Source organism: Kitasatospora sp. NPDC056138, from assembly GCF_042264695.1.
Classification (GTDB): Bacteria; Actinomycetota; Actinomycetes; order Streptomycetales; family Streptomycetaceae; genus Kitasatospora.
In genome coordinates this window covers 26404-47514 of the sequence record NZ_JBHJVK010000013.1, presented here as the reverse complement: position 1 = coordinate 47514, position 21111 = coordinate 26404, and the positions used below count along the sequence as shown (strand labels likewise).

Annotated in this window: 26 protein-coding genes; 3 read left to right on the top strand and 23 right to left on the bottom strand. The window is 72.5% G+C overall.

Annotation, left to right across the window (positions count from 1 at the left end):
• Nucleotides 1–333: 333 nt before the first annotated feature.
• The 15 genes from ACFC1R_RS11720 to ACFC1R_RS11650 form a co-directional block, all read right to left on the bottom strand.
• Nucleotides 334–1077, bottom strand: a complete 744-nt coding sequence (locus tag ACFC1R_RS11720; RefSeq protein ID WP_375936548.1) for a VIT1/CCC1 transporter family protein — start codon at nucleotides 1075–1077, stop codon at nucleotides 334–336.
• A 172-nt stretch (nucleotides 1078–1249) separates the two neighbouring features.
• Nucleotides 1250–2185 (bottom strand): prolipoprotein diacylglyceryl transferase, encoded by a 936-nt coding sequence (gene lgt, locus ACFC1R_RS11715; RefSeq protein WP_375936545.1) that lies wholly within the window; start codon nucleotides 2183–2185, stop codon nucleotides 1250–1252.
• A gap of 147 nt (nucleotides 2186–2332) precedes the next feature.
• Nucleotides 2333–3190, bottom strand: a complete 858-nt coding sequence (locus ACFC1R_RS11710) for a DsbA family protein (RefSeq protein WP_375936542.1) — start codon at nucleotides 3188–3190, stop codon at nucleotides 2333–2335.
• A gap of 70 nt (nucleotides 3191–3260) precedes the next feature.
• Entirely contained in the window at nucleotides 3261–3782 is a 522-nt protein-coding gene (locus ACFC1R_RS11705) for a MauE/DoxX family redox-associated membrane protein (RefSeq protein ID WP_375936539.1), read from the bottom strand.
• A 179-nt stretch (nucleotides 3783–3961) separates the two neighbouring features.
• Complete coding sequence (locus tag ACFC1R_RS11700) at nucleotides 3962–4201, bottom strand: hypothetical protein (protein ID WP_375936536.1); 240 nt, start codon at nucleotides 4199–4201, stop codon at nucleotides 3962–3964.
• Nucleotides 4202–4409: 208 nt separating this feature from the next.
• Nucleotides 4410–5219, bottom strand: a complete 810-nt coding sequence (gene trpA / locus ACFC1R_RS11695) for a tryptophan synthase subunit alpha (RefSeq protein WP_375936533.1) — start codon at nucleotides 5217–5219, stop codon at nucleotides 4410–4412.
• 2 nt (nucleotides 5220–5221) lie between these two features.
• Nucleotides 5222–6451, bottom strand: coding sequence for a tryptophan synthase subunit beta (gene trpB / locus ACFC1R_RS11690; RefSeq protein WP_375936530.1), 1230 nt, complete (start codon nucleotides 6449–6451; stop codon nucleotides 5222–5224).
• A gap of 52 nt (nucleotides 6452–6503) precedes the next feature.
• Nucleotides 6504–6653: a tryptophan biosynthesis modulator TrpM gene (trpM, locus tag ACFC1R_RS11685; RefSeq protein ID WP_375936527.1), complete on the bottom strand. Its 150-nt coding sequence runs from the start codon at nucleotides 6651–6653 to the stop codon at nucleotides 6504–6506.
• Nucleotides 6654–6662: 9 nt separating this feature from the next.
• Nucleotides 6663–7475 carry an indole-3-glycerol phosphate synthase TrpC gene (trpC, locus tag ACFC1R_RS11680; RefSeq protein WP_375936524.1) on the bottom strand — a complete coding sequence of 271 codons (813 nt, stop codon included), beginning with the start codon at nucleotides 7473–7475 and terminating at the stop codon, nucleotides 6663–6665.
• A 288-nt stretch (nucleotides 7476–7763) separates the two neighbouring features.
• On the bottom strand, nucleotides 7764–8228 hold the full coding sequence (locus tag ACFC1R_RS11675) for a DUF2752 domain-containing protein (RefSeq protein ID WP_375936521.1): 465 nt from the start codon (nucleotides 8226–8228) through the stop codon (nucleotides 7764–7766).
• Nucleotides 8229–8343: 115 nt separating this feature from the next.
• Nucleotides 8344–8601 (bottom strand): HGxxPAAW family protein, encoded by a 258-nt coding sequence (locus tag ACFC1R_RS11670; RefSeq protein ID WP_375936518.1) that lies wholly within the window; start codon nucleotides 8599–8601, stop codon nucleotides 8344–8346.
• Between the two features lie 113 nt (nucleotides 8602–8714).
• Complete coding sequence (locus tag ACFC1R_RS11665; RefSeq protein WP_375936515.1) at nucleotides 8715–9341, bottom strand: TIGR02234 family membrane protein; 627 nt, start codon at nucleotides 9339–9341, stop codon at nucleotides 8715–8717.
• A gap of 92 nt (nucleotides 9342–9433) precedes the next feature.
• Nucleotides 9434–10948, bottom strand: coding sequence for an anthranilate synthase component I (locus ACFC1R_RS11660; protein ID WP_375936512.1), 1515 nt, complete (start codon nucleotides 10946–10948; stop codon nucleotides 9434–9436).
• 43 nt (nucleotides 10949–10991) lie between these two features.
• Nucleotides 10992–11366: a phosphoribosyl-AMP cyclohydrolase gene (hisI, locus tag ACFC1R_RS11655; RefSeq protein ID WP_375936509.1), complete on the bottom strand. Its 375-nt coding sequence runs from the start codon at nucleotides 11364–11366 to the stop codon at nucleotides 10992–10994.
• A gap of 188 nt (nucleotides 11367–11554) precedes the next feature.
• Nucleotides 11555–12028, bottom strand: a complete 474-nt coding sequence (locus ACFC1R_RS11650; protein ID WP_375936506.1) for a hypothetical protein — start codon at nucleotides 12026–12028, stop codon at nucleotides 11555–11557.
• 156 nt (nucleotides 12029–12184) lie between these two features.
• Here ACFC1R_RS11650 and ACFC1R_RS11645 point away from each other — a divergent pair, with 156 nt between their 5' ends.
• Together ACFC1R_RS11645 and ACFC1R_RS11640 are read left to right on the top strand one after the other, a co-directional pair.
• Nucleotides 12185–12751: a hypothetical protein gene (locus ACFC1R_RS11645; protein ID WP_375936503.1), complete on the top strand. Its 567-nt coding sequence runs from the start codon at nucleotides 12185–12187 to the stop codon at nucleotides 12749–12751.
• Between the two features lie 29 nt (nucleotides 12752–12780).
• Nucleotides 12781–13422, top strand: a complete 642-nt coding sequence (locus tag ACFC1R_RS11640; RefSeq protein ID WP_375936500.1) for a TIGR03085 family metal-binding protein — start codon at nucleotides 12781–12783, stop codon at nucleotides 13420–13422.
• A gap of 51 nt (nucleotides 13423–13473) precedes the next feature.
• Here ACFC1R_RS11640 and hisF read toward each other — a convergent pair whose 3' ends face one another.
• Genes hisF through hisD form a run of 8 tightly spaced genes read right to left on the bottom strand, consistent with a single transcriptional unit; the run spans nucleotide 13474 to nucleotide 19315 of the window.
• The gene (gene hisF, locus ACFC1R_RS11635) at nucleotides 13474–14244 is read right to left on the bottom strand and encodes an imidazole glycerol phosphate synthase subunit HisF (protein WP_375936496.1); all 771 of its coding nucleotides are present in this window, start codon (nucleotides 14242–14244) and stop codon (nucleotides 13474–13476) included.
• Nucleotides 14241–14675, bottom strand: coding sequence for a RidA family protein (locus ACFC1R_RS11630; protein ID WP_375936493.1), 435 nt, complete (start codon nucleotides 14673–14675; stop codon nucleotides 14241–14243). Before ACFC1R_RS11630 ends, hisF begins: the two co-directional genes overlap by 4 nt.
• Nucleotides 14672–15397, bottom strand: coding sequence for a bifunctional 1-(5-phosphoribosyl)-5-((5-phosphoribosylamino)methylideneamino)imidazole-4-carboxamide isomerase/phosphoribosylanthranilate isomerase PriA (gene priA / locus ACFC1R_RS11625; RefSeq protein ID WP_375936490.1), 726 nt, complete (start codon nucleotides 15395–15397; stop codon nucleotides 14672–14674). Before priA ends, ACFC1R_RS11630 begins: the two co-directional genes overlap by 4 nt.
• A gap of 30 nt (nucleotides 15398–15427) precedes the next feature.
• Nucleotides 15428–16063, bottom strand: coding sequence for an imidazole glycerol phosphate synthase subunit HisH (hisH, locus tag ACFC1R_RS11620; protein WP_375936487.1), 636 nt, complete (start codon nucleotides 16061–16063; stop codon nucleotides 15428–15430).
• A 17-nt stretch (nucleotides 16064–16080) separates the two neighbouring features.
• Complete coding sequence (locus ACFC1R_RS11615) at nucleotides 16081–16233, bottom strand: hypothetical protein (RefSeq protein WP_045299101.1); 153 nt, start codon at nucleotides 16231–16233, stop codon at nucleotides 16081–16083.
• Nucleotides 16230–16823 (bottom strand): imidazoleglycerol-phosphate dehydratase HisB, encoded by a 594-nt coding sequence (gene hisB / locus ACFC1R_RS11610; protein ID WP_375936483.1) that lies wholly within the window; start codon nucleotides 16821–16823, stop codon nucleotides 16230–16232. Before hisB ends, ACFC1R_RS11615 begins: the two co-directional genes overlap by 4 nt.
• Nucleotides 16824–16829: 6 nt before the next feature.
• The gene (locus ACFC1R_RS11605; RefSeq protein ID WP_375936721.1) at nucleotides 16830–17987 is read right to left on the bottom strand and encodes a histidinol-phosphate transaminase; all 1158 of its coding nucleotides are present in this window, start codon (nucleotides 17985–17987) and stop codon (nucleotides 16830–16832) included.
• Nucleotides 17984–19315, bottom strand: a complete 1332-nt coding sequence (gene hisD, locus ACFC1R_RS11600; RefSeq protein ID WP_375936480.1) for a histidinol dehydrogenase — start codon at nucleotides 19313–19315, stop codon at nucleotides 17984–17986. Before hisD ends, ACFC1R_RS11605 begins: the two co-directional genes overlap by 4 nt.
• 92 nt (nucleotides 19316–19407) lie before the next feature.
• Between hisD and ACFC1R_RS11595 the strand changes: the two genes are divergently transcribed.
• On the top strand, nucleotides 19408–21045 hold the full coding sequence (locus ACFC1R_RS11595; protein ID WP_375936477.1) for an oxidoreductase: 1638 nt from the start codon (nucleotides 19408–19410) through the stop codon (nucleotides 21043–21045).
• Nucleotides 21046–21111: the final 66 nt, after the last annotated feature.

Genomic DNA, 21111 nt, shown 5'->3' with positions numbered 1-21111 from the left:
GGGGTGAAATCCGCCGTCCACATAGCGAGAACGGCACCGCCTGCGAATCCATCTCCAGCGGCCGACCGGCAGGCACGAATCTGCGGTCAAGTGCGCTCGCCGACGAGGTTAGGCCAGGCCAGGACCGCGGGCCCATGTGTGGAACGTCACGCAACCGACGGCATATCCATACGACTTCCGGTACAAAGACACAACCGGCCGCCCACCCGGACGGCGCAGCCAACGGCCGGGGCGCGGGGGCCGCGCGAGCGATTCCGCACCGTGTGCGGAACACCCGCGCGGCTCCCCGCGCCCCTGGAAGACCTCGCGCGGACCGCGTGCGGGACCCGGGCGTCAGCCGACGTGCCCACCGATCAGCATGCCGAGCAGGTACGTCACCCCGGCGGCCGCACTGCCCAGCACCAGCTGGCGCAGCCCGCTGAACCACCAGCTGCGCGCGGTCACCCGGGCCACCACCGCGCCGCACAGGAACAGCCCCACCAGCGACAGCGCCAGCGCCGGCAGCAGCGAGGTGGCACCCAGCAGGTACGGCAGCAGCGGCAGCAGCGCACCGACCGCGAAGCAGAGGAAGGAGGAGGCCGCCGCCACCAGCGGCGAGGGCAGGTCGTTGGGGTCTATGCCCAGCTCCTCGCGGGCGTGGATCTCCAGCGTCTGGTCCGGGTCGGCGGACAGCTGCCGGGCGACCTCGTGGGCGAGCTCCGGCTCGACACCGCGCGAGATGTACAGCTGGGCCAGCTCGGCCAGCTCACCGTGCGGGTTGCGGCTGAGCTCCAGCCGCTCGGCCTCGATCTCGGCCTCGACCAGCTCGCGCTGGGAGGCCACCGAGGTGTACTCGCCCGCCGCCATCGAGCAGGCGCCGGCGGCGAGACCCGCGAGGCCGGTGAGGACGACGGTGCCGCTGGAGACGGCGCCACCGACCACACCGGTCATCAGGGCGAAGTTGGAGACCAGTCCGTCCATCGCGCCGAACACGGCCGGACGGAGCCAGCCGCCGTTGACATCGCGGTGGTGACCCTCCGCCGGGATGCGCGGCTTGGGCTGGTCGTCCAGGGCGGGCTGGGCGATGGTCGCGGTCATGGTCTGTCGGCCTCCGTTCGAGCACTTCTCCCCGGGCTCGGCCCGGGGTCTCACCTCCCCTAAACTAGTCCGAAATTTAGACGGATTCCAGGAAAGTAAGGCTGTCCGAACAGCGCTCCGGCCGCTCGCCACGCTATCGGTGGGAGCGGCCGGATTCCGGTGAAAACGCAGGTCAGGAAGGGTCGGTCGGCTTCTTGTCGCCGGCCGGCTGCGGCTCGGCCGGCGCCGGGCTCGGCGACGGGACACTGTCCCCGGTGGACTGCGTCAGCTCCTCGTCACGGGCTGCCGGGTCGATCGAGTCGGGCGCCTCCCGGCCCGGGCGCTTCCTGCCGACGATCACCAGGTAGGCGACGGCGCCGACGAAGACCACGATCGCGGTCCAGTCGTTGAGCCGCAGGCCCAGGATGTGGTGCGCCTCGTCGATCCGCAGGTACTCGATCCAGGCGCGGCCCACCGTGTAGGCGGCGACGTACAGCGCGAAGGCCCGGCCGTGGCCGAGGGTGAAGCGCCGGTCGGCCCAGATCACCAGCAGCGCGACGCCGACACACCAGAGCGACTCGTACAGGAAGGTCGGGTGGTAGACGCCGTCCGCCACCGTGCCGTCCGGCAGCACCTTGTGGATCTTCAGACCCCAGGGCAGGGTGGTCGCCTTGCCGTAGAGCTCCTGGTTGAACCAGTTTCCCCAGCGGCCGCAGGCCTGGGCCAGCGCGATACCGGGAGCGATGGCGTCGGCGTACGCGGGCAGCGGGACGCCCCGGCGGCGGGCCCCGATCCAGGCACCGACCGCGCCCAGCGCGATGGCACCCCAGATGCCGAGGCCGCCCTCCCAGATCTTGAAGGCGTTCCAGGGGTCCTTGCCATCACCGAAGTACAGCTGGTGGTCGGTGATCACGTGGTAGAGGCGGCCGCCGACCAGCCCGAACGGGACGGCCCAGACGGCGATGTCACCGACGGTGTGCTTGGCGCCGCCACGGGCGACCCAGCGCTTGCTGCCGAGCCACACGGCCACGACGACACCGATGATGATGCAGAAGGCGTAGGCGCGCAGCGGGACGGGGCCGAGGTAGAGGACCCCCCGCGACGGGCTCGGGATGTAAGCGATATCCATGACAAGGTCGACGCTACCGTGTCCCGCCCGGCACATCGGCACCGGACGGGGTCACAGCTTTCGAACAGTCCCCTCTTTTTCTCTCCGGACGTTTTCGCCGGGCGTTCTCCCGGGACGCTCCCGCCGGGGAGCTCCCTCCAAACGCCGCTACGGCGAGGGCGGCGTGTTGGTCTCGGACGCGGTGCTGGTCGGCGCGGGGCTCTCGTTGCCGGGCCCCGTGGTGCCCAGCGGCTTGCCCTGGTTGGCCGCGTCGACCCACTTGACCAGGGCCTCTGGCGAGATCTGCTCCTCGCCGTTCTTCGGGTAGACCGGCTTGCCGTTCAGCAGCACGGTGGGCGTGGACTTGTAGCTGGACTTGTCGAAGTCCTGCTGCACCGCGGAGACCCAGCCGCCGTACTTGTTGTCGTTGACGCAGGCCTCGAAGGCCGGCGTGTCCAGACCGTTGACCCGCTTGGCCAGGCCGATCAGGGTGGCGTTGTTGCTGAAGGCGTCGGAGGTCTCCTCCGGCTGGTTGCGGTAGAGCACGTCGTGGAAGTCGCGGAAGTGGCCCGCGTCCTGGGCGCAGCCCAGCGCGTTGGCACCGGTCTTGGAGCCCTTGCCGCTGAGCGCGCGGTCGATGAACGAGACGATGTGGTAGTTGACGTACAGCTTGCCCTGGTCCTCCAGCTGGTCGATGGTGGGCGCGAACGTCCGCTCGAAGGCGCCGCAGGCGGGGCAGCGCGGGTCCTCGTAGACGGTCAGCACGGAGGGTGCGTTGGCCGGCCCCGAGGGGATCATCAGGTTCTTGTCGCCGATCGTGCCGACCGGGGCCGCGGTCGGCGTCTCCGGCTTGGAGCGCTGGTTCTGCACCACCACACCGACCACCGCGGCGACGGCGATGACCGCGGCCACCACTCCGACGACGCCCAGCTTCTTGTTGCGCCTGGTGCGCGCCTCCTCGGCCGCACGCGTCTCCTGCATCTTCTCGCGGGCGTTGCGCTTGCCTTCGCGGTTCTTCTCGCTCATACCTGCTGTGTCCAAAGTGGGGGTCGGGTGTCGGTCGAGGGGAACTGGGCCGACTGGCACCGGGCCGGTGCTACGCGGCGGCCAGCCAGACGTCGGCCGAGAGCTTGGTGCGCGGCCGGAACACCAGCCAGGCGGCGAGCAGCAGGAAGCCGCAGTCCCGCAGGATCTCCTGCAGGTACTCGGTCTTCGAGGCGTCGACCGCGCCGCCGCCGCCGAAGCAGCCGCAGTCGATCGAGATGCCGCGCGCCCACGTGGAACTGATCCCGGCGATGAAGGTGAGCAGCAGCACGGCGGAGACGACGGCGACCGCACGCACGCCGAGGCCGATCACCAGCAGCAGCGCGAGGGCCACCTCGAGGAACGGCAGCCCGTAACCGACCGGCTTGACCAGGGACTCCGGCAGGATCTCGTACGCCCGGACGGCCTGGGCCGCCTCGGCCGGATCGGAGATCTTCGCCAGCCCGGCCCACCCCCAGACCGCCGCCAGGGCGAGCCGGACGGCGAGGCCGGCCCACTCAGCCAGCGGGCCGTCCGCCGCCCGGCGCAGCGCCGGGCCGATGCCGGCCGGCGACTCGGCAGTCTGACTGGCCATCAGGGCTCCCCCTCGTTCTCGCTCCCGCTCACGCTTCCTGATGAACCGTAGGGGATGAATGGGGGTTCCTCCACATTCGCACGTTACGCCGATTGAGTGACGTCTGGGGAGCTGATGTCCGATCTGTTCGAGGCCCCGGGGCGGGTGCGGGAGCTCGGTCGCGCCGGGGCCGCCGGGGACTACCGCTCGCAGTGCCCGGCCCTGGTCGCCGCCGGGCGCCCGGCGGCCTGCACGGGACCGGTGTGCAGCGCGGTCGCCGACCGGGCCGCCGCACCGCAGACGTACGCGTCCCGCTCGGCCCGCTCCGCGCCCCGCGCGGCCAGTGCGTGCCCGACGGCGGCCTCCACGCCGAGGGCCGCGCAGAGCGTCAGTGCGGCGGCAGCGGCCCGCAGGAGTACGGCGCGTTGGAGGCACGGCACAGGCTTGCTCCCTCACAGCAGTCACACGTGAACGGTGCACGAACCGCGCGGGGCGGACGGCACCGCACAGTGGTCCCTCCACTCAACGCCGGTCAACCGCCACTGATGCGTGAGCGGCCGACTCTTCACCCGTACGGGTTCACCGGCATCCGTACGCACGACGGCCCGCCACCTCCGAAGAGGTGACGGGCCGTCGGGAGCCGGGCCGTCAGCGGCGGCGGACGCCCTGGGCCAGCTCACCCGCGAGAGTGCGGACCGCTGCCAGCGCCGCGGCCTGGTCGCCGTCGGCGTCCAGGATCCGCTGCACGAAGGCGGAGCCGACGATCACCCCGTCCGCGAAGGCGGCCACCTCCGCGGCCTGGGTCGGGGTGGAGACCCCGAGGCCGACGCAGACCGGCAGGTCGGTGGTGGCCCGGGTGCGGGCGACCAGGTCCTCGGCCAGGTTGCCGACCTGGGTCCGGGTGCCGGTCACGCCCATCACCGCGGCCGCGTAGACGAAGCCGGAGCCCGCCGCCGTGACCTCGGCCAGCCGCGCGTCCTTGCTGCTGGGGGCGACCACGAAGACGGTGTCCAGACCGTGCTCGCCCGCCGCCTTGCGCCACTCCTCGGACTCCTCGACCGGCAGGTCCGGCAGGATGCAGCCCGCACCGCCGGCGGCGGCCAGGTCGGCGGCGAAGCGCGCCGCACCGTAGCGGTCGACCGGGTTCCAGTACGTCATCACCAGCACCGCGGCCCCGGGGTGGGCGGCGGCCACCTCGGCGACCGTGTGCAGCACGTCCTTGATCCGGACGCCACCGCGCAGCGCGATGTCGTCGGCGGTCTGGATGGTCGGACCGTCCAGCACCGGGTCGGAGTGCGGCAGGCCGATCTCGACGATGTCGCAGCCGCCCTCGACCAGGGCGTTGACCGCCTCGATCCCGCCCTGGACGGTCGGGAACCCGGCCGGGAGGTAGCCGATCAGCGCGGCGCGGTTCTCGGCCTTGGCCGCGGCCAGGGCCGCACTGAGCTTCGAAGCCATGGTCACTTGCCCTCGCTGTCGTAGAGACCGAAGTACTCGGCGGCGGTGTGCATGTCCTTGTCACCGCGCCCGGAGAGCGAGACCAGGATGGTGGCCTGCGGGCCGAGCTCGCGGCCCAGCTCCAGCGCGCCGGCCAGCGCGTGGGCGCTCTCGATGGCCGGGATGATGCCCTCGGTCCGGGACAACAGGCGCAGCGCCTGCATGGCCTGGTCGTCGGTGACCGGACGGTACTCGGCGCGGCCGGTGTCCTTCAGCCAGGCGTGCTCGGGTCCGACGCCGGGGTAGTCCAGACCGGCCGAGATGGAGTGGCTCTCGATGGTCTGGCCGTCCTCGTCCTGCAGGACGTAGGTGCGCGAGCCGTGCAGCACGCCCGGGTCGCCCTTGGTGAGGGTGGCGGCGTGCCTGGGGGTCTCGGCCCCCTCGCCGGCCGCCTCGCAGCCGACCAGGCGCACCCCGGCGTCCGGGATGAACTCGTGGAAGATGCCCATCGCGTTGGAGCCGCCGCCGACGCAGGCGACGACCGCGTCCGGCAGCCTGCCGGTGCGGTCCAGGACCTGCTGCCTGGCCTCGACGCCGATCACCCGGTGGAAGTCGCGGACCATCATCGGGAACGGGTGCGGGCCGGCGACCGTGCCGAACAGGTAGTGGGTGGAGTCCACGTTGGCGACCCAGTCGCGGAACGCCTCGTTGATGGCGTCCTTCAGGGTGCGGCTGCCGGACTTCACCGCGACGACCTCGGCGCCCAGCATCCGCATCCGGGCCACGTTCAGCGCCTGGCGCTCGGTGTCGACCTCACCCATGTAGATGGTGCAGTCGAAGCCGAAGAGCGCACAGGCGGTGGCGGTGGCCACGCCGTGCTGGCCGGCGCCGGTCTCGGCGATGATCCGGGTCTTGCCCATCCGCCGGGTGAGCAGCGCCTGGCCCAGCACGTTGTTGATCTTGTGCGAGCCGGTGTGGTTCAGGTCCTCGCGCTTGAGCAGGATCCGCGCGCCGCCCGCCTCGGCGGAGAACCGGTGGACGTCGGTGAGCGGGCTGGGGCGGCCGGTGTAGTCCTTGAGCAGGGCGTCCAGCTCGGCGGCGAAGGCGGGGTCGGCCTTCGCCTTCTCGTACTCCTCGGCGACCTGCTCGACTGCGGCGACCAGCGCCTCCGGGATGAAGCGGCCGCCGTAGGCGCCGAAGTAGCCTCGCGCGTCGGGGACTTGGGCGCCTGGCAGGTAGTCGTTCTCGGACATGGGTTGCGTCCTTGTGAAGAGATGGCTTGCGATGACGTCGTGGACGGCCTGTTCAGCCGGACGTCCTGCGCCATCGACGGCCCTGCACCTGCCCGGGCTCGCAGCCGATCACGTACCGCACCCGCCGCCCCAGCACCCGGCGTGCGGGCGCCCGGCAGCCGCGGGGGCGGCAGCCTGGGGCGAGTCGGGTGGCGAGTGACATGACTGCGGGTCAGCCCCGTCCGTTGTTGCGCAGCGCCGGGTGGGCACCGGCCGCGACCAGGTCGGCGACGGCCGCCTTCGGGTCCCTGCCGGTCACCAGCGACTCGCCCACCAGGACCGCGTCCGCGCCGAGGTTGGCGTAGGCGATCAGGTCGTGCGGACCCCGGACACCGGACTCGGCCACCTTGACGACGTGGTCCGGGATGGCGTCCACCACGTTGCCGAAGGTGTTGCGGTCGACCTCGAGGGTCTTGAGGTTGCGGGCGTTGACGCCGATGATCTTCGCTCCGGCGTCCACCGCGCGGGCGATCTCCTCCTCGTCGTGCACCTCGACCAGCGGGGTCAGCCCGATCGACTCGGCCCGCTCGATGAGCGAGACCAGGGCCGGCTGGTCCAGGGCCGCCACGATCAGCAGCGCGAGGTCGGCGCCGTGGGCGCGGGCCTCCCAGAGCTGGTAGGCGGTGACGATGAAGTCCTTCCGGAGCACCGGGGTGTCCACCGCGGCCCGGACGGCGTCCAGGTCGGCGAGGGAGCCGCCGAAGCGGCGCTGCTCGGTCAGCACGCTGATCGCCGCCGCACCGCCCGCCGCGTAGTCGAGCGCCAGGGCGGCCGGGTCGGCGATCGCCGCCAGTGCGCCCTTGGACGGGCTGGAGCGCTTGACCTCGCAGATCACCCGCACGCCGTCGCCGCGCAGTGCGGCCACACCGTTCTTGGCGTCGGGCGCCTTGGCGGCCAGCTCCTTGAGCTCGTCCAGGGAGACCCTGGCCTGTCGCTCGGCGAGGTCCTGCCGGACCCCGTCGATGATCTCGTCGAGCACACTCACGAGAGCGCCCCCATCATTCTCTGCTAGGAATTCGGCCGGCTAGCGCCGGAGGACGAACGGCCCTCCGGCCTGGCCGATCCAGTCAAGGCCGTGGATGGGACTGGCACAAAACGGTGAGGATCCTGTGCGCATCCGACTCCGTCGGCTCTTCGATGGTATCGGGCGCAGGGGGCGCGAACTGCATCAGTCCGGCGTGCGTCTCGCGGAGCGGACCGGCGCACGCGCCGTTCGCCCTGTTCAGCGGCCTGATCCCGGCGCGCTGCACCGGCTGCGGCCGGCTCGATGCGGTCAGAGAAGCGGTGGGGCCAGCCCGGCACCGATCGGCAGATTGCGGACCACCGTGAAGACCACCAGGAGCACGGTCAGCCCCACCGCTCCGCCGGAGCCGATGCTGATCCCCGGCGCCCGCCCGCCCGTCAGCGCGGCCCAGAGCCAGCGCAGCCAGAGCAGACCCAGCACCCCCGCCAGCAGCAGCACCAGCAGGTTGTCGTGGCCCGCCGTGGTCAGGTCCCCCCGGGTCAGCGCGTGCACACAGCGCAGCCCCCCGCACCCCGGACACCACCAGCCGGTCGCCCGGAGCACCGGGCAGGTCGGGTAGTGGCCGGCCGCGTTCGGGTCCACCGCCGCCACGTACGCGGTCGGGATGGCGACGGCCGCCAGCGCGGCCAGCGGCCGGCTCAGCCGCCGCAGTACGGACGGCTGCGGCACGGGCTGGGGCGCGGACGGCTCGGGCTGCGCGGGAATCGCTCTCACCCGCACGATTCTGCCGTGCGAACGCCGTCGCCAACCCGTACCGAGGGGGCCACGGGCGTGGCGGGACACGGAAACGGCGGGCGTGTTGCGCCCGCCGTTCGATGATCGGGTGCCGTCAGGAGACGGAGACCGCGGCCGGCTTCTCGGTGGCGACCTGAGCCTGGTGCCGGCTCGGCTGCTTGCCCATGCCCGCCATCTGCATGGCCTTGCCGACCACGCCGCCGACCACGACGACCACGAACCCGGCCCAGACGAGCAGGACGTTCGGGAGGATCATGGCCACGCCGCTGATCATGAAACCGATGAAGGCGATGATCACGCCGGTCCAGGCGGCGGGAGTGTGGCCGTGCGCAGCGCGCGCTGATGCCGACATTGATGGTGCTCCTTGAGTCTCCGGGGCCCGGCCGGGTGTCCGAGGGGCGCCCGGTGGGTTGACGTCATCCATTGTGCCGGGCCCTCACAGACGAACCCAAGCGGGGGCGGCAATCAATCAGTGGGATCCTCGCCACGGTCCAGCGCCTGCCACAGCTCGGCCGGGGTCCCGGCGGGCTTCGCCTGCTTACGCCCGGCCTGCGCCCGGCCGGCCGGTGCCTCGTAGCGGGCACCCATCGCGGGCCAGTCCCGGCCGGACCGTACGGTCAGCAGTCCGGCCAGCGCCAGCAGCACGCCACCGGCCACGGCCACCCAGGGCCAGGCGGTGTGGCTGGGCAGCTCGGCCTGCGCGCTCACCAGCGCCAGCTTGCGGGCAGCCTCCGCGTCCAGGGCCGAGGTGTCCGAGGCACCGAGGGCGGCGGCGAGGGCCACCCCGGCCCCGGCGAGCGCCGCCAGCACGCCGACGACGATCCGTCCGACGCCCCGGACGGCGAACACCGCCACGGCCGCGGCCATCACCGCCAGGGTCAGCCCGCCCGGCAGGCCGGAGATCGCGCTTCCGGTGACCGAGACCTCCATCTTCGCCGGAAGGTGCCCCTCGGCCCAGGTCCGCCCCACGGCGGTCAGCACCAGGACCGCCCCCGCGGCGGTCAGCAGCAGCATCGTCCCCAGACTGCGCCGCCCGCCCTTGCGCTCGGCGGCGGCGGACACGGCAGGCTCGGGCGATGTAGTAGCACTCACCCGTCCACTATCCCTGACCGCACACCGGACCGGGTCGGCCGGGGTGCACGGAGGGGCCGCGCACCCGTCCCGGCCCCTCGCCCGCCGGCCGGCTACCGCGGCGTACGCAACGTGTTCGCGGTGGCGACGGCCCGCAGGACGGCGGCGGCCTTGTTGCGGCACTCGGTGTCCTCGCCCTCCGGCGTCGAGTCCGCGACCACACCCGCGCCCGCCTGGACGTACGCGGTGCCGTCCCGCAGCACGGCGGTCCGGATCGCGATCGCGGTGTCGGCGTCGCCCGCGAAGTCGAGGTAGCCGACACAGCCGCCGTACAGGCCGCGGCGGGTGGGTTCCAGCTCCTCGATGATCTGCATGGCCCGCGGCTTGGGCGCGCCCGAGAGCGTCCCGGCCGGGAAGCAGGCGGTGAGCACGTCGAAGGCCGTCCGCCCCTCGGCCACCTCGCCGGTGACGGTGGACACGATGTGCATGACGTGGCTGTACCGCTCGATCGCCATGAAGTCGACCACCTCGACGGTGCCGGGCGTGCAGACCCGTCCCAGGTCGTTGCGGCCGAGGTCGACCAGCATCAGGTGCTCGGCCCGCTCCTTGGGGTCCGCGAGCAGCTCGGCGGCCAGCTCGGCGTCCTCGTGCGGGGTGGCGCCCCGGTGCCTGGTGCCCGCGATGGGGTGCAGCATCGCCTCGCCGTCGGTCACCTTGACCAGCGCCTCGGGGCTGGAGCCGACCACGTCGAAGCCGCCCTGCTCGGTGCCGTCCGGGCCGGGGAAGCGGAAGAGGTACATGTACGGGCTGGGGTTGGTGGTGCGCAGCACCCGGTACACGTCCAGCGCGCTGGCCGGGCAGGGGGCCTGGAACCGCTGGGAGACCACCACCTGGAACGCCTCGCCGGCCCGGATCCGCTCCTTGATCTCCTCCACGGCCCGCCCGTACGGCTCCCCGCCGAACGGCGAGTGGGCGTCGACGGCGGTCGGGGTGAAGGTGGCGAGCCCGGAGGCGACCGGCTCCAGTAGGTCGGCCTCCATCGCGTCCAGCCGGGCCACCGCGTCCGCGTACGCCTCGTCCACGCCGCTGGCCAGGTCGTTGTGGTTGACCGCGTTGGCGATCAGCACCACCGAGCCGTCCCAGTGGTCGAGCACGGCGAGGTCGGTGGCGAGCAGCATGGTGAGCTCGGGCAGCCCGAGGTCGTCCGGGGTGCGGTCGGGCAGCCTCTCCAGGCGGCGGACGACGTCGTAGCCGAGGTAGCCGACCAGACCGCCGGTGAGCGGCGGCAGGCCGTCGTCGGCGCCGCGCGGGGTGTGCAGTGCGGCGAGCGCGGCCCGCAGCACCTCCAGCGGGTCGCCGTCGGTGGGGATGCCCACCGGCGGGGTGCCGTGCCAGTGGGCGTTGCCGCCTTGGTCCGTGGTGAGCGCGGCCGCGCTGCGCACGCCCACGAAGGAGTACCGGGACCAACTCCGGCCCTGCTCGGCCGACTCCAGCAGGAAGGTGCCGGGGCGCTCGGCGGCCAGGCTGCGGTACAGGCCGATGGGCGTGAGCCCGTCCGCGAGGAGCCGGCGGGTGACCGGGATGACCCGGGTGTCTACGGCGAGCTTGCGGAAGGCCTCGAGGTCCATGGGGTACTTCACCGTTCGTGAGCAGGGGCTGACGGGGGAAAGGCTAGCGAGCGAGCGGCAGGACGTCGGTGTCGAAGCAGGTGCGGGTCCCGGTGTGGCAGGCCGCGCCGACCTGGTCGACCCGGACCAGCAGGGTGTCCGCGTCGCAGTCCAGCGCAACGGACTTGACGTGCTGGAAGTGCCCGGAGGTGTCGCCCTTGACCCAGTACTCCCGGCGGCTGCGGCTCCAGTAGGTGCAGCGGCCGGTGGTGAGGGTGCGGTGCAGCGCCTCGTCGTCCATCCAGCCGAGCATCAGCACCTCGCCGGTGTCGTACTGCTGGGCGATCGCGGGGATCAGGCCGTCGGGCGCGCGCTTGAGGCGGTCGGCGATGTCGGCGGCCAGGGCGGTGCTGCCGGGGGCGGCGGGTGTGGTGGACATGCGGCCATTCTCGCAGGCGGCCCGGGTGCGCCGGCGGCAGCTCGGCGAGAGCGTCCCGAAGCGTGCGGGAGCCGGGCCGGGCTGCTCCGGTGCACCGCGTGCACCGCCGGGAGGGGGCGTGGGCCGCTCCGCGGACCGGCAGCGGCCCCTCGCTCCCGCACGCCCCCGCGCCTCCCGGACGGTTGCCGCTACGCCGGGCTCTGACAGCCGTCCGGCCAGATCACCTGGACGAACAGGCCGGCGCGCCGGGCCGCTTCGACCACCCGCGCGGGCCCGCTGTCCGGCCGCCCGTCCCAGACCGCGATCAGCTCGTCGACCATGCCGACCAGTGCCCGGCAGGTGTCGTCCCCGAGTCCGCCGACCTCGACGGGGGCCAGCCGGTGGACCGCGGTGGCCTCGTTCAGCAGCCGCCGTCCGGCACGGCTGGCGCCGGGAGCGCGGAAGGCGCCGGCCCGTCCCGCACCGGCCGGAACGATCACCTCGACCTTCCCGCCGTGGTCGAGGACCGACTGCGCGAACCAGGTCTCCGGGCCCTCGGCCAGACAGGTCACCCCGACCAGCTCGTAGGCGCCGTACTCGGTCACCAACCGCCACATCTCACCGCGGACGAGCATCTCCGAGAGGTCCGAGAGCCCCTCGTGCCCGATGATTCCGACTCGCATCAAACACCTCGTGATCCGGGCCGTGCCGCCGCCAGCGTATACCCGGGGGCGTGCGGGGCCCCGGCTGCGGACCGTTGTTGTCAATCCCCTGCCAACTCGCCGTCCGCACGGCCAGAATGGCTGCGAACCGAGGGGGTTGAGGTGGAGCAGGGGCCGATGGGGGACGCGTCGCCGCAGGGCGGCCGGGCGGGTGGAGCACGGCGGTGGTGGATGGCGCTGCTGGTCGTGGTCGTGGTGGCGGCACTGGGCGGGCTGTTCCTGTGGCCGGAGCGGCAGAAGATGGCCCTGCCGCCGCCTGCGGCCCCGACGTCGCACAGCCCGTCGGCGAGCCCGAGTCCGTCGAAGGTGCTGCCGTACCCGTACTTCCTGCCGGGGACGTGCCTCGACCATCCGCAGCTGAGCACGGGGATCACCAAGGCCGAGGCCCGCCCGTGCACCGAGGCGCACGACGGCGAGGCGATCGCCGACGTGGTCCTGCCGGAGGGCCTGGCCAGCGACCTGCTGATCGGCCGCACCCTGCGCGAGCTGTGCCAGGCGCCGCTGACCGACTGGGAGCAGCAGCAGGGCGGCGGCGGGCCCTACTACGGCTTCCCGATCGGGCCCTATCTGAAGTTCTACCAGCAGGGCATGCGGGACGCGACGTGCACCATGACGGTGAGCGAGCACCAGGGCGGCGCGAAGACGACCGGACACTTCCGCTCGGGCGTTCCCGCCGACGGGTGAGCCGCCGGCCCCGGCGTAGGGTGGGGGCCATGTCGAACTCTGCCCGTACGGAGCGTCAGCGGCTTGCCGGACTGCTGAGCGCGGCCGGTCCCGACGCCCCGACGCTGTGCGAGGGGTGGACCACCCGCGACCTGGCCGCCCATCTGGTCCTGCGCGAGCGGCGCGCGGACGCGGCGCCCGGGATCCGGGTGCAGGCACTGGCCGGGTGGACGGCCCGGGTGCAGGCGGGGTACGCGCAGCGCCCGTACGAGGAGTTGGTGCGGCTGTTCCGCTCGGGGCCGCCGCGGCTGTCGCCGTTCGCCCTGCCGGGCGTGGACGAAGCGGCCAACACGGTCGAGTACTTCGTGCACGCCGAGGACGTCCGACGCGCCGTCGAGTGGCAACCGCAGGACGTGGCGCCGGAGTTGGCGCAGTCCCTGTGGCAGCGGCTGCCGATGCTGACCCGGCTGGAGGCCGGGCGCAGGACCCCGGTCCGGCTGGCCCTGCGCTGGCCCGGGGCGGGCAGCGTCGAGTTCGGACCCCGCGGCACCGACATGGTCGAACTCACCGGCGAACCGGGCGAGTTGGTCCTCTTCGCGTTCGGCCGCGGTGCCCGCACCACCCTCCGGGTGGACGGCTCACCCGCCGCGGTCGCGACCCTGGCCGCCGCGCTCCCCGTCCCGCGCGGCTGAGCCGGCGTCCCCCTGCGGAGGACGCCGGCCCACGGCTGCCCGGGGCCCGTCTCAGCGGACCGGGTGCCCGGCTTCCCGGAGGGCGTTCTTGACCTCGCCGATCCGCAGGTCGCCGAAGTGGAAGACGCTGGCGGCCAGCACCGCGTCGGCGCCCGCCTCCACCGCGGGGGCGAAGTCCCCCAGCTCCCCCGCCCCGCCCGAGGCGATCACCGGGACGCCGACCGCCTTGCGGACGGCCCGGATCATCTCCAGGTCGTAGCCGTCCTTCGTCCCGTCGGCGTCCATCGAGTTGAGCAGGATCTCCCCGGCCCCCAGCTCGGCCGCCCGGCCGGCCCACTCGACCGCGTCCAGACCGGTGCCCTGGCGGCCGCCGTGCGTGGTGACCTCGTACCCCGAGGTCGTCTCGGTGCCCTCCGGGCAGCGGCGGGCGTCCACCGACAGCACCAGCACCTGCCGGCCGAAGCGCTGGGCGATCTCCCGGATCAGCTCCGGACGGGCGATCGCCGCGGTGTTGACGCCGATCTTGTCGGCCCCCGCGCGCAGCAGCCTGTCGACGTCCTCGACGGTGCGGATGCCACCGCCGACCGTCAGCGGGATGAACACCTGCTCGGCGGTGCGGCGGACCACGTCGTAGGTGGTCTCCCGGTCGCCGGAGGAGGCGGTGATGTCGAGGAAGGTCAACTCGTCGGCGCCCTCGGCGTCGTAGAGCTTGGCCATCTCGACCGGGTCACCGGCGTCGCGCAGGTTCTGGAAGTTGACGCCCTTGACCACCCGTCCGGCGTCGACGTCCAGACAGGGGATGACACGTACTGCGAGGGTCACGGCTTGCCTTCCAGGGAGGTTGCGAGCCCGGGACGGTAGGCGTCTAGTTCGACCTCGACCATCATCCGGGAGTCGATCAGGCCCTCCACCACGACCATGGTCGCCACCGGGCGGATCGCGTCGAAGAGCTTCTTGTGCGCCCGGCCGACCTCCTCGGAGTCCCGGACGTGGGTGATGTACATCCGGGTGCGGATCACGTCCGCCGCGCCGAGGCCGTACCGGGCAAGGGCTTTGAACGCCACGGCGAACGCGGCGAGGGTCTGCTGGTAGGGGTCGCCCTCGTTCAGGACGACCCCGTTGTCGTACGCGGTGCTGCCCGCCACCAGAACGAAGTCCCCGGCCTGCGCAGCACGGGAGTACCCGAACTCCTCCTCCCACGGGGAGGCGCCGGAGACCCTCAACGAGCTCTGCACAGCCGGGGTTTCAGTCATCGGGACACAGCCTCCAGGGCCTCTTCGAGGGTGAACTTCTGCTCGTAGAGGGCCTTGCCCACAATCGAGCCCTCGACACCTTCGGGCACCAGGGTGGCGATGGCGCGCAGGTCGTCCAGCGAGGAGACCCCGCCGGAGGCGACCACGGGCTTGTCGGTGGCGGCGCAGACGCCCTGCAGCAGCTCCAGGTTGGGTCCGGTCAGGGTGCCGTCGCGGTTGACGTCGGTGACCACGTAGCGGGCGCAGCCCTCGGAGTCGAGCCGGGCCAGCACCTCGTACAGGTCGCCGCCGTCGCGGGTCCAGCCGCGGCCGCGCAGGGTGGTGCCGACCACGTCCAGACCGACGGCGATCTTGTCGCCGTGCTCGGCGATGACCTTGGCGACCCACTCGGGGCTCTCCAGGGCGGCGGTGCCGAGGTTGACCCGGGTGCAGCCGGTGGCGAGGGCGGCGGCCAGCGACTCGTCGTCGCGGATGCCGCCGGAGAGCTCGACCTTGATGTCGAGCGCGCCGGTGACCTCGCGCAGCAGCTCACGGTTGCTGCCGGTGCCGAAGGCGGCGTCCAGGTCGACCAGGTGCAGCCACTCGGCGCCGGCGTTCTGCCAGGCCAGAGCGGCCGCGAGCGGCTCTCCGAAGGAGGTCTCGGTGCCGGAGGCGCCCTTGACCAGGCGGACGGCCTGACCGTTGCGGACGTCGACGGCGGGGAGCAGTTCCAGGCGGCTCATCGTGTACAACTTTCCTGGCTTCGAAGGACGTTAGAGGGTGTTGACCCAGTTGGTCAGCAGAGCGGCGCCGGCGTCACCGGACTTCTCGGGATGGAACTGGGTGGCCCAGAGCGGGCCGTTCTCGACCGCGGCGACGAAGGGCTGCCCGTGGGTGGCCCAGGTGACCAGCGGGGCGTTCAGCCGCTCGTTGTTGGACTCCAGCTCCCAGCGGCGGACCCCGTAGGAGTGCACGAAGTAGAACCGGGTGTCCCGGTCCAGCCCGGCGAACAGGCGGCTGCCCTGGGGGGCGTCCACGGTGTTCCAGCCCATGTGCGGGACGACCGGCGCGTCCAGCGGCTCGACCGTGCCGGGCCACTCGTCGCAGCCGGCCGTCTCCACACCGTGCTCGACGCCGCGCTCGAAGAGGATCTGCATCCCGACGCAGATGCCGAGCACCGGGCGGCCACCGGCCAGTCGGCGTCCGATGACCTGTTCGCCGCGCACCGCCTTCAGCCCGCGCATGCACGCCTCGAAGGCCCCGACGCCGGGTACCAGCAGGCCGTCCGCGTCCAGCGCCTGCTGGAAGTCGGACGTCACGGTGACCGTGGCACCGGTGCGCTCGACCGCGCGCTGGGCGGAGCGGAGGTTGCCGGAGCCGTAGTCCAGCACCACTACATTCTTGGACATGTCTGTCTTCCGGGTCTCTAGAGGCGCATGACGCCGGAGGCGAGGCACAGCACGGCGCCGATCGCGAGGACCGCGATCACGCTCTTGGAGTGCTTCTGCTTCCAGAACGAGTACACGCCGCCGGACAGGAACAGCCCGGCGATGATCAGCAGCGTGGCGGACTTGCTCACAGCGCACCCTTGGTCGAGGGGAGGATGCCCGCCGCGCGCGCGTCACGCTCACAGGCGTACCGCAGCGCCCGGGCGAGGGCCTTGAACTGGCACTCCACGATGTGGTGCGCGTTGCGCCCGTACGGGACGTGGACGTGCAGCGCGACCTGCGCCTGCGCCACGAACGACTCCAGTATGTGCCGGGTCATCGTGGTGTCGTACGAGCCGATCATCGGGGCCATGTCGGCGGGCTCGGTGTGCACCAGGTACGGGCGGCCCGAGAGGTCCACGGTGACCTGGGCGAGCGACTCGTCCAGCGGCACGGTGCAGTTGCCGAAGCGGTAGATGCCGACCTTGTCGCCGAGCGCCTGCCTGAAGGCGGCGCCCAGCGCGAGGGCGGTGTCCTCGATCGTGTGGTGGGTGTCGATGTGCAGGTCGCCGTCGGTCTTGACGGTCAGGTCGAACAGACCGTGGCGGCCCAGCTGGTCGAGCATGTGGTCGTAGAACCCGACGCCCGTGGAGATGTCGGTCCTTCCGGTGCCGTCGAGATCGATCTCGACCAGGACCGAGGTCTCCTTGGTGGTGCGTTCAACGCGTCCGATACGGGACATACGGGGTTACAGCTCCTGACTGGCTGCGCGCGCGGAGCGCGCTCCTGCACGTGTGGGGGTGGGCCTGGACGCCGGAAGGACGGTGCGGACCGCGTCCAGGAAGGCGTCGTTCTCGGCGGGGGTGCCGGCGGTGACGCGCAGCCACCCGGGGACGCCGTTGTCGCGGACCAGGACGCCCTGGTCGAGGATCGCCCGCCAGGCCGCGTGGGTGTCGGCGAAGCGGCCGAACTGGATGAAGTTGGCGTCGGAGTCGGTGACCTCGAACCCGAGCCCGCGCAGCGCGTCGACCACGCGGTCCCGCTCGGCCTTCAGCTGCTGGACGTAGCCGAGCAGGGTGTCGGTGAACTCCAGGCAGGCCAGCGCGGTGGCCTGGGTGACGGCCGACAGGTGGTACGGCAGCCGGACCAGTTGCACCGCGTCCACCACGGCCGCGTCGGCGGCCAGGTAGCCCAGGCGCAGCCCGGCCGCACCGAACGCCTTCGACATGGTGCGGGTGACCACCAGGTTGGGGCGGCCTTCCAGCAGCGGCAGCAGCGAGGCCCGGTGCGAGAACTCGACGTACGCCTCGTCCACGACCACCAGGCTGGGCCGGGCGGCCTGCGCGGCCTCGTACAGGGCGAGGACGGTGTCGGCCGCGACGGCGGTGCCGGTCGGGTTGTTCGGCGAGCAGATGAAGACCACGTTCGGCCGGTGCTCGGCGATCGCCGCCAGCGCCGCCCCGAGGTCGACGGTGAAGTCGTCGTTGCGCGGACCGGAGATCCAACTCGTCCCGGTACCACGGGAGATGAGCGCGTGCATCGAGTACGAGGGTTCGAAGCCGAGCGCGCTGCGACCGGGGCCGCCGAAGGTCTGCAGCAGCTGCTGGAGGATCTCGTTGGACCCGTTGGCGGCCCAGACCTGCTCGCGGCCGCGCTCGAAGCCCGTAGTCCTGGTCAGGTAGGCGGCCAGCTCCGTGCGCAGCTCGACCGCGTCCCGGTCGGGGTAGCGGTTGAGCCCGCGGGCGGCCTCGGCGACCCGCTCGGCGATCCGGGCGACGAGCGGCTCGGGCAGCGAGTACGGGTTCTCGTTGGTGTTCAGCTGGACCGGAACGTCCAACTGCGGTGCGCCGTAAGGGGACTGGCCGCGCAGCTCGTCACGGATGGGGAGATCGTCGATACGCATCAGCAGGTCCCCTCCGCGGCGGCCGAGCCCGGCACCGTCCAGTCGAACCGGGCACGGATGGCGTCACCGTGTCCGGGCAGGTCCTCCGCGTCGGCCAGGTTGACCACGTGCGCGGCCACGTCGGCGAGTGCCTCGCGCGAGTAGTCCACGACGTGGATGCCACGCAGGAACGACTGCACCGACAGGCCGGAGGAGTGGCAGGCGCACCCCCCGGTCGGGAGCACGTGGTTGGAGCCGGCCGCGTAGTCGCCGAGCGAGACCGGCGCGAACGGGCCGATGAAGATCGCACCCGCGTTGCGCACCCGGGCCGCGACGGCGCGGGCGTCCCGGGTCTGGATCTCCAGGTGCTCGGCACCGTAGGCGTTGACCACGGCCAGGCCCTGCTCGACGTCGTCCACCAGCACGATGCCCGACTGCCGGCCGCCCAGCGCCGTGGTGACCCGCTCACGGTGCCTGGTCCGGGCGACCTGCTCCTTGAGCTCCACCTCGACCGCCTCGGCCAGCTCGACCGAGGCGGTGACCAGCACCGAGGCGGCCATCGGGTCGTGCTCGGCCTGGCTGATCAGGTCGGCGGCGACGTCACGCGCCGAGGCGCTGTCGTCGGCGAGGACGGCGATCTCGGTCGGGCCCGCCTCGGCGTCGATCCCGATCCGGCCCTTGAGCAGGCGCTTGGCAGCGGCGACGTAGATGTTGCCGGGGCCGGTCACCAGGTTCACCGGACGGCACTCCTCGGTGCCGTAGGCGAACATCGCGATGGCCTGGGCACCACCGGCCGCGTACACCTCGGTGACGCCGAGCAGCGCACAGGCCGCCAGGATCGTGGGGTGGACGGACCCGCCGAACTCCTTCTGCGGCGGCGAGGTCACCGCGATGCCCGCCACCCCGGCCTCCTGCGCCGGGACCACGTTCATCACCACGGAGGACGGGTAGACGGCCAGGCCGCCCGGCACGTACAGGCCGACCCGGTCGACCGGCACCCAGCGCTCGGACACCGTGCCGCCCGGCACCACCTGGGTGGTGTGGTCGGTACGGCGCTGCGCGCGGTGGACCAGGCGGGCACGGCGGATGGACTCCTCCAGCGCGGCCCGCACCTTCGGGTCCAGGGTCGCCAGCGCCTCGTCGATCTGCGCCTGCGGGACCCTGGTGGTCGCCAGCCGGACGCCGTCGAAGCGCTCGGTGATCTCGATCAGCGCCGCGACACCGCGATGGCGTACGTCCTCGCAGATCGGCCGCACCCTCTCCAGGGCGGCCTCCACGTCGAACTCGGCACGGGGCAGCACGTCGCGCAGGTCCTGGTGAGCGGAGCCGCGCAGGTCAATTCGGGAGATCACAGAAGCAAGTGTAAGGAGTGGCCAGAAGTGGCGGCCGCGCATTTCAGTCCGTGATACGAAAGCCGAGACGGCCGAAGATCACGGGGGGACGCATGTCGGAGCAGCCACCGAGCGACTGGACACCGGCGGAACAGGGCCTCTGGACGGCCTTTCGCCGCGGGGAAACCCATGACCTGCGGAGATTCCCCGACCGAAACGACAACGCCTTCCGCACCACGGTCGAACCGGACGGAGCAGAGGCGGAACACGCCGATGTGGACGACCCCTTTTCGGGCCATTTCTGGGGGCCGGAGAGGACCGTCCGGGCCGAGGTGATAGCCCGGCTGCTGCTGGACGGCCCCGTCGCGAGTCCCGGGCGTGTCGCGGCGCTCAAACTGGTCGGCGCCCGGATCAGCGGACCGCTCATGCTGGCCGGCGCCGAGGTCTCGCACTACCTCGAACTGCACCGGTGCCGCTTCGACAAGAAGATCCTGATCTCCGAGGCCAGGGCCGGCACCATCCGCCTGGTCGGCTGCCGGCTCCGCCGCCTGGAGGCGTCCCGGCTGACCACCACCGGGGACCTGCACCTCGCCCGCTGCCGGATCAGGTACGGCATCCGGCTGACCGACGCGCGGATAGGCACCGACCTGCTGCTCAACCAGACCCGTCTCGGCCAGGACAGCTACGGCCGCGCCGTCGCCGCCGACGGCCTCGAGGTCAGCCGGGACCTCGAAGCCGACCGGCTGGAGGCCACCGGCGAGCTCAGCCTGCGCTCCGCCCAGATCGGCGGCCGCCTCTCGCTGCGCGGCGCCCAGCTGCGCGGCGCCCCCGGCGGCTACGCCATCAACGCACCCCGGATCACCGTCGGCCACACCCTCTACCTGAGCGGCTCCGTCGACAGCGGCTGGGTGAACTCCGGCAGCGTCTACGGCTCCGGCTACGGCGAGACCACGCCCCCGGACGCCCCGACCACCCCGTTCCGCTCGCACGGGCGGGTACGGATCTCCGACGGCCGCTTCGACAACGCCTGCCTGATCACCGACGCCGAGTTCCACCTCGGCCCCGAGGAGGAGTTCTCGCTCAACCGGATCCAGACCCCCGAGCTGCGCCTCACCTGCCGCACCCCGCCCACCGGCCGGATCACCCTCACCCGCGCCCGGATCGGCAACCTGGTCGACACCCCCGGCGCCTGGCCCGAGAACGGCGCGGTCGGCCTCACCGGCTTCACCTACGAGTCGCTGCGCCCCGCCGAGCCCTTCACCGTCCGGCAGCGGATCGACTGGCTGGAGAACTCGCTCGGCGAGTACCAGCCCGAGCCGTACGAACAGCTGGCCGCCGCCCTGCGCCGGGACGGCCGGGACGAGGACGCCCGCGAGGTCCAGTACGCCAAGCAGCGCCGCCGCCGCTCCACCCTGCCGCTGCCCGGCCGCCTCTGGGGCCTGCTGCAGGACGCCACCGTCGGCTACGGCTACCGTCCGGGCCGGGCGGCGCTCTGGCTGCTCGCCACCTGGGCGCTCGGCACCCTGTACTTCCTCACCCACCACCCGGCCCCGCTGAAGGCGGACGAGCGGCCCACCTGGAACCCCGCCCTGTTCGCGCTCAGCAAGGTCCTCCCGGTGGTCGACCTGAGCCAGGACGGCTGGAACCCGGACCGGGCCGGGCAGTGGGTGGTGGCCGCCCTGGTGGTCTCCGGCTGGCTGCTGGCGACCACGGTGGTGACCAGCGCGACCAGGATGCTCCAGCGCGGCTGAGCCGCCGTTCCGGGGCACCACGGCCTGCCGCGGCACGGCCCCGCCGCGCCCCGGGGCCCGAAAGGC

Bases quoted from the DNA above. Each gene is read 5' to 3' on its own strand.
- ACFC1R_RS11720 (WP_375936548.1), bottom strand. From the start codon at position 1,077: ATGACCGCGACCATCGCCCAGCCCGCCCTGGACGACCAGCCCAAGCCG.
- lgt (WP_375936545.1), bottom strand. From the start codon at position 2,185: ATGGATATCGCTTACATCCCGAGCCCGTCGCGGGGGGTCCTCTACCTC.
- ACFC1R_RS11710 (WP_375936542.1), bottom strand. From the start codon at position 3,190: ATGAGCGAGAAGAACCGCGAAGGCAAGCGCAACGCCCGCGAGAAGATG.
- ACFC1R_RS11705 (WP_375936539.1), bottom strand. From the start codon at position 3,782: ATGGCCAGTCAGACTGCCGAGTCGCCGGCCGGCATCGGCCCGGCGCTG.
- trpA (WP_375936533.1), bottom strand. From the start codon at position 5,219: ATGGCTTCGAAGCTCAGTGCGGCCCTGGCCGCGGCCAAGGCCGAGAAC.
- trpB (WP_375936530.1), bottom strand. From the start codon at position 6,451: ATGTCCGAGAACGACTACCTGCCAGGCGCCCAAGTCCCCGACGCGCGA.
- trpM (WP_375936527.1), bottom strand. From the start codon at position 6,653: ATGTCACTCGCCACCCGACTCGCCCCAGGCTGCCGCCCCCGCGGCTGC.
- ACFC1R_RS11670 (WP_375936518.1), bottom strand. From the start codon at position 8,601: ATGTCGGCATCAGCGCGCGCTGCGCACGGCCACACTCCCGCCGCCTGG.
- ACFC1R_RS11660 (WP_375936512.1), bottom strand. From the start codon at position 10,948: ATGGACCTCGAGGCCTTCCGCAAGCTCGCCGTAGACACCCGGGTCATC.
- hisI (WP_375936509.1), bottom strand. From the start codon at position 11,366: ATGTCCACCACACCCGCCGCCCCCGGCAGCACCGCCCTGGCCGCCGAC.
- ACFC1R_RS11650 (WP_375936506.1), bottom strand. From the start codon at position 12,028: ATGCGAGTCGGAATCATCGGGCACGAGGGGCTCTCGGACCTCTCGGAG.
- ACFC1R_RS11645 (WP_375936503.1), top strand. From the start codon at position 12,185: ATGGGGGACGCGTCGCCGCAGGGCGGCCGGGCGGGTGGAGCACGGCGG.
- ACFC1R_RS11640 (WP_375936500.1), top strand. From the start codon at position 12,781: ATGTCGAACTCTGCCCGTACGGAGCGTCAGCGGCTTGCCGGACTGCTG.
- ACFC1R_RS11630 (WP_375936493.1), bottom strand. From the start codon at position 14,675: ATGACTGAAACCCCGGCTGTGCAGAGCTCGTTGAGGGTCTCCGGCGCC.
- priA (WP_375936490.1), bottom strand. From the start codon at position 15,397: ATGAGCCGCCTGGAACTGCTCCCCGCCGTCGACGTCCGCAACGGTCAG.
- hisH (WP_375936487.1), bottom strand. From the start codon at position 16,063: ATGTCCAAGAATGTAGTGGTGCTGGACTACGGCTCCGGCAACCTCCGC.
- hisB (WP_375936483.1), bottom strand. From the start codon at position 16,823: ATGTCCCGTATCGGACGCGTTGAACGCACCACCAAGGAGACCTCGGTC.
- ACFC1R_RS11595 (WP_375936477.1), top strand. From the start codon at position 19,408: ATGTCGGAGCAGCCACCGAGCGACTGGACACCGGCGGAACAGGGCCTC.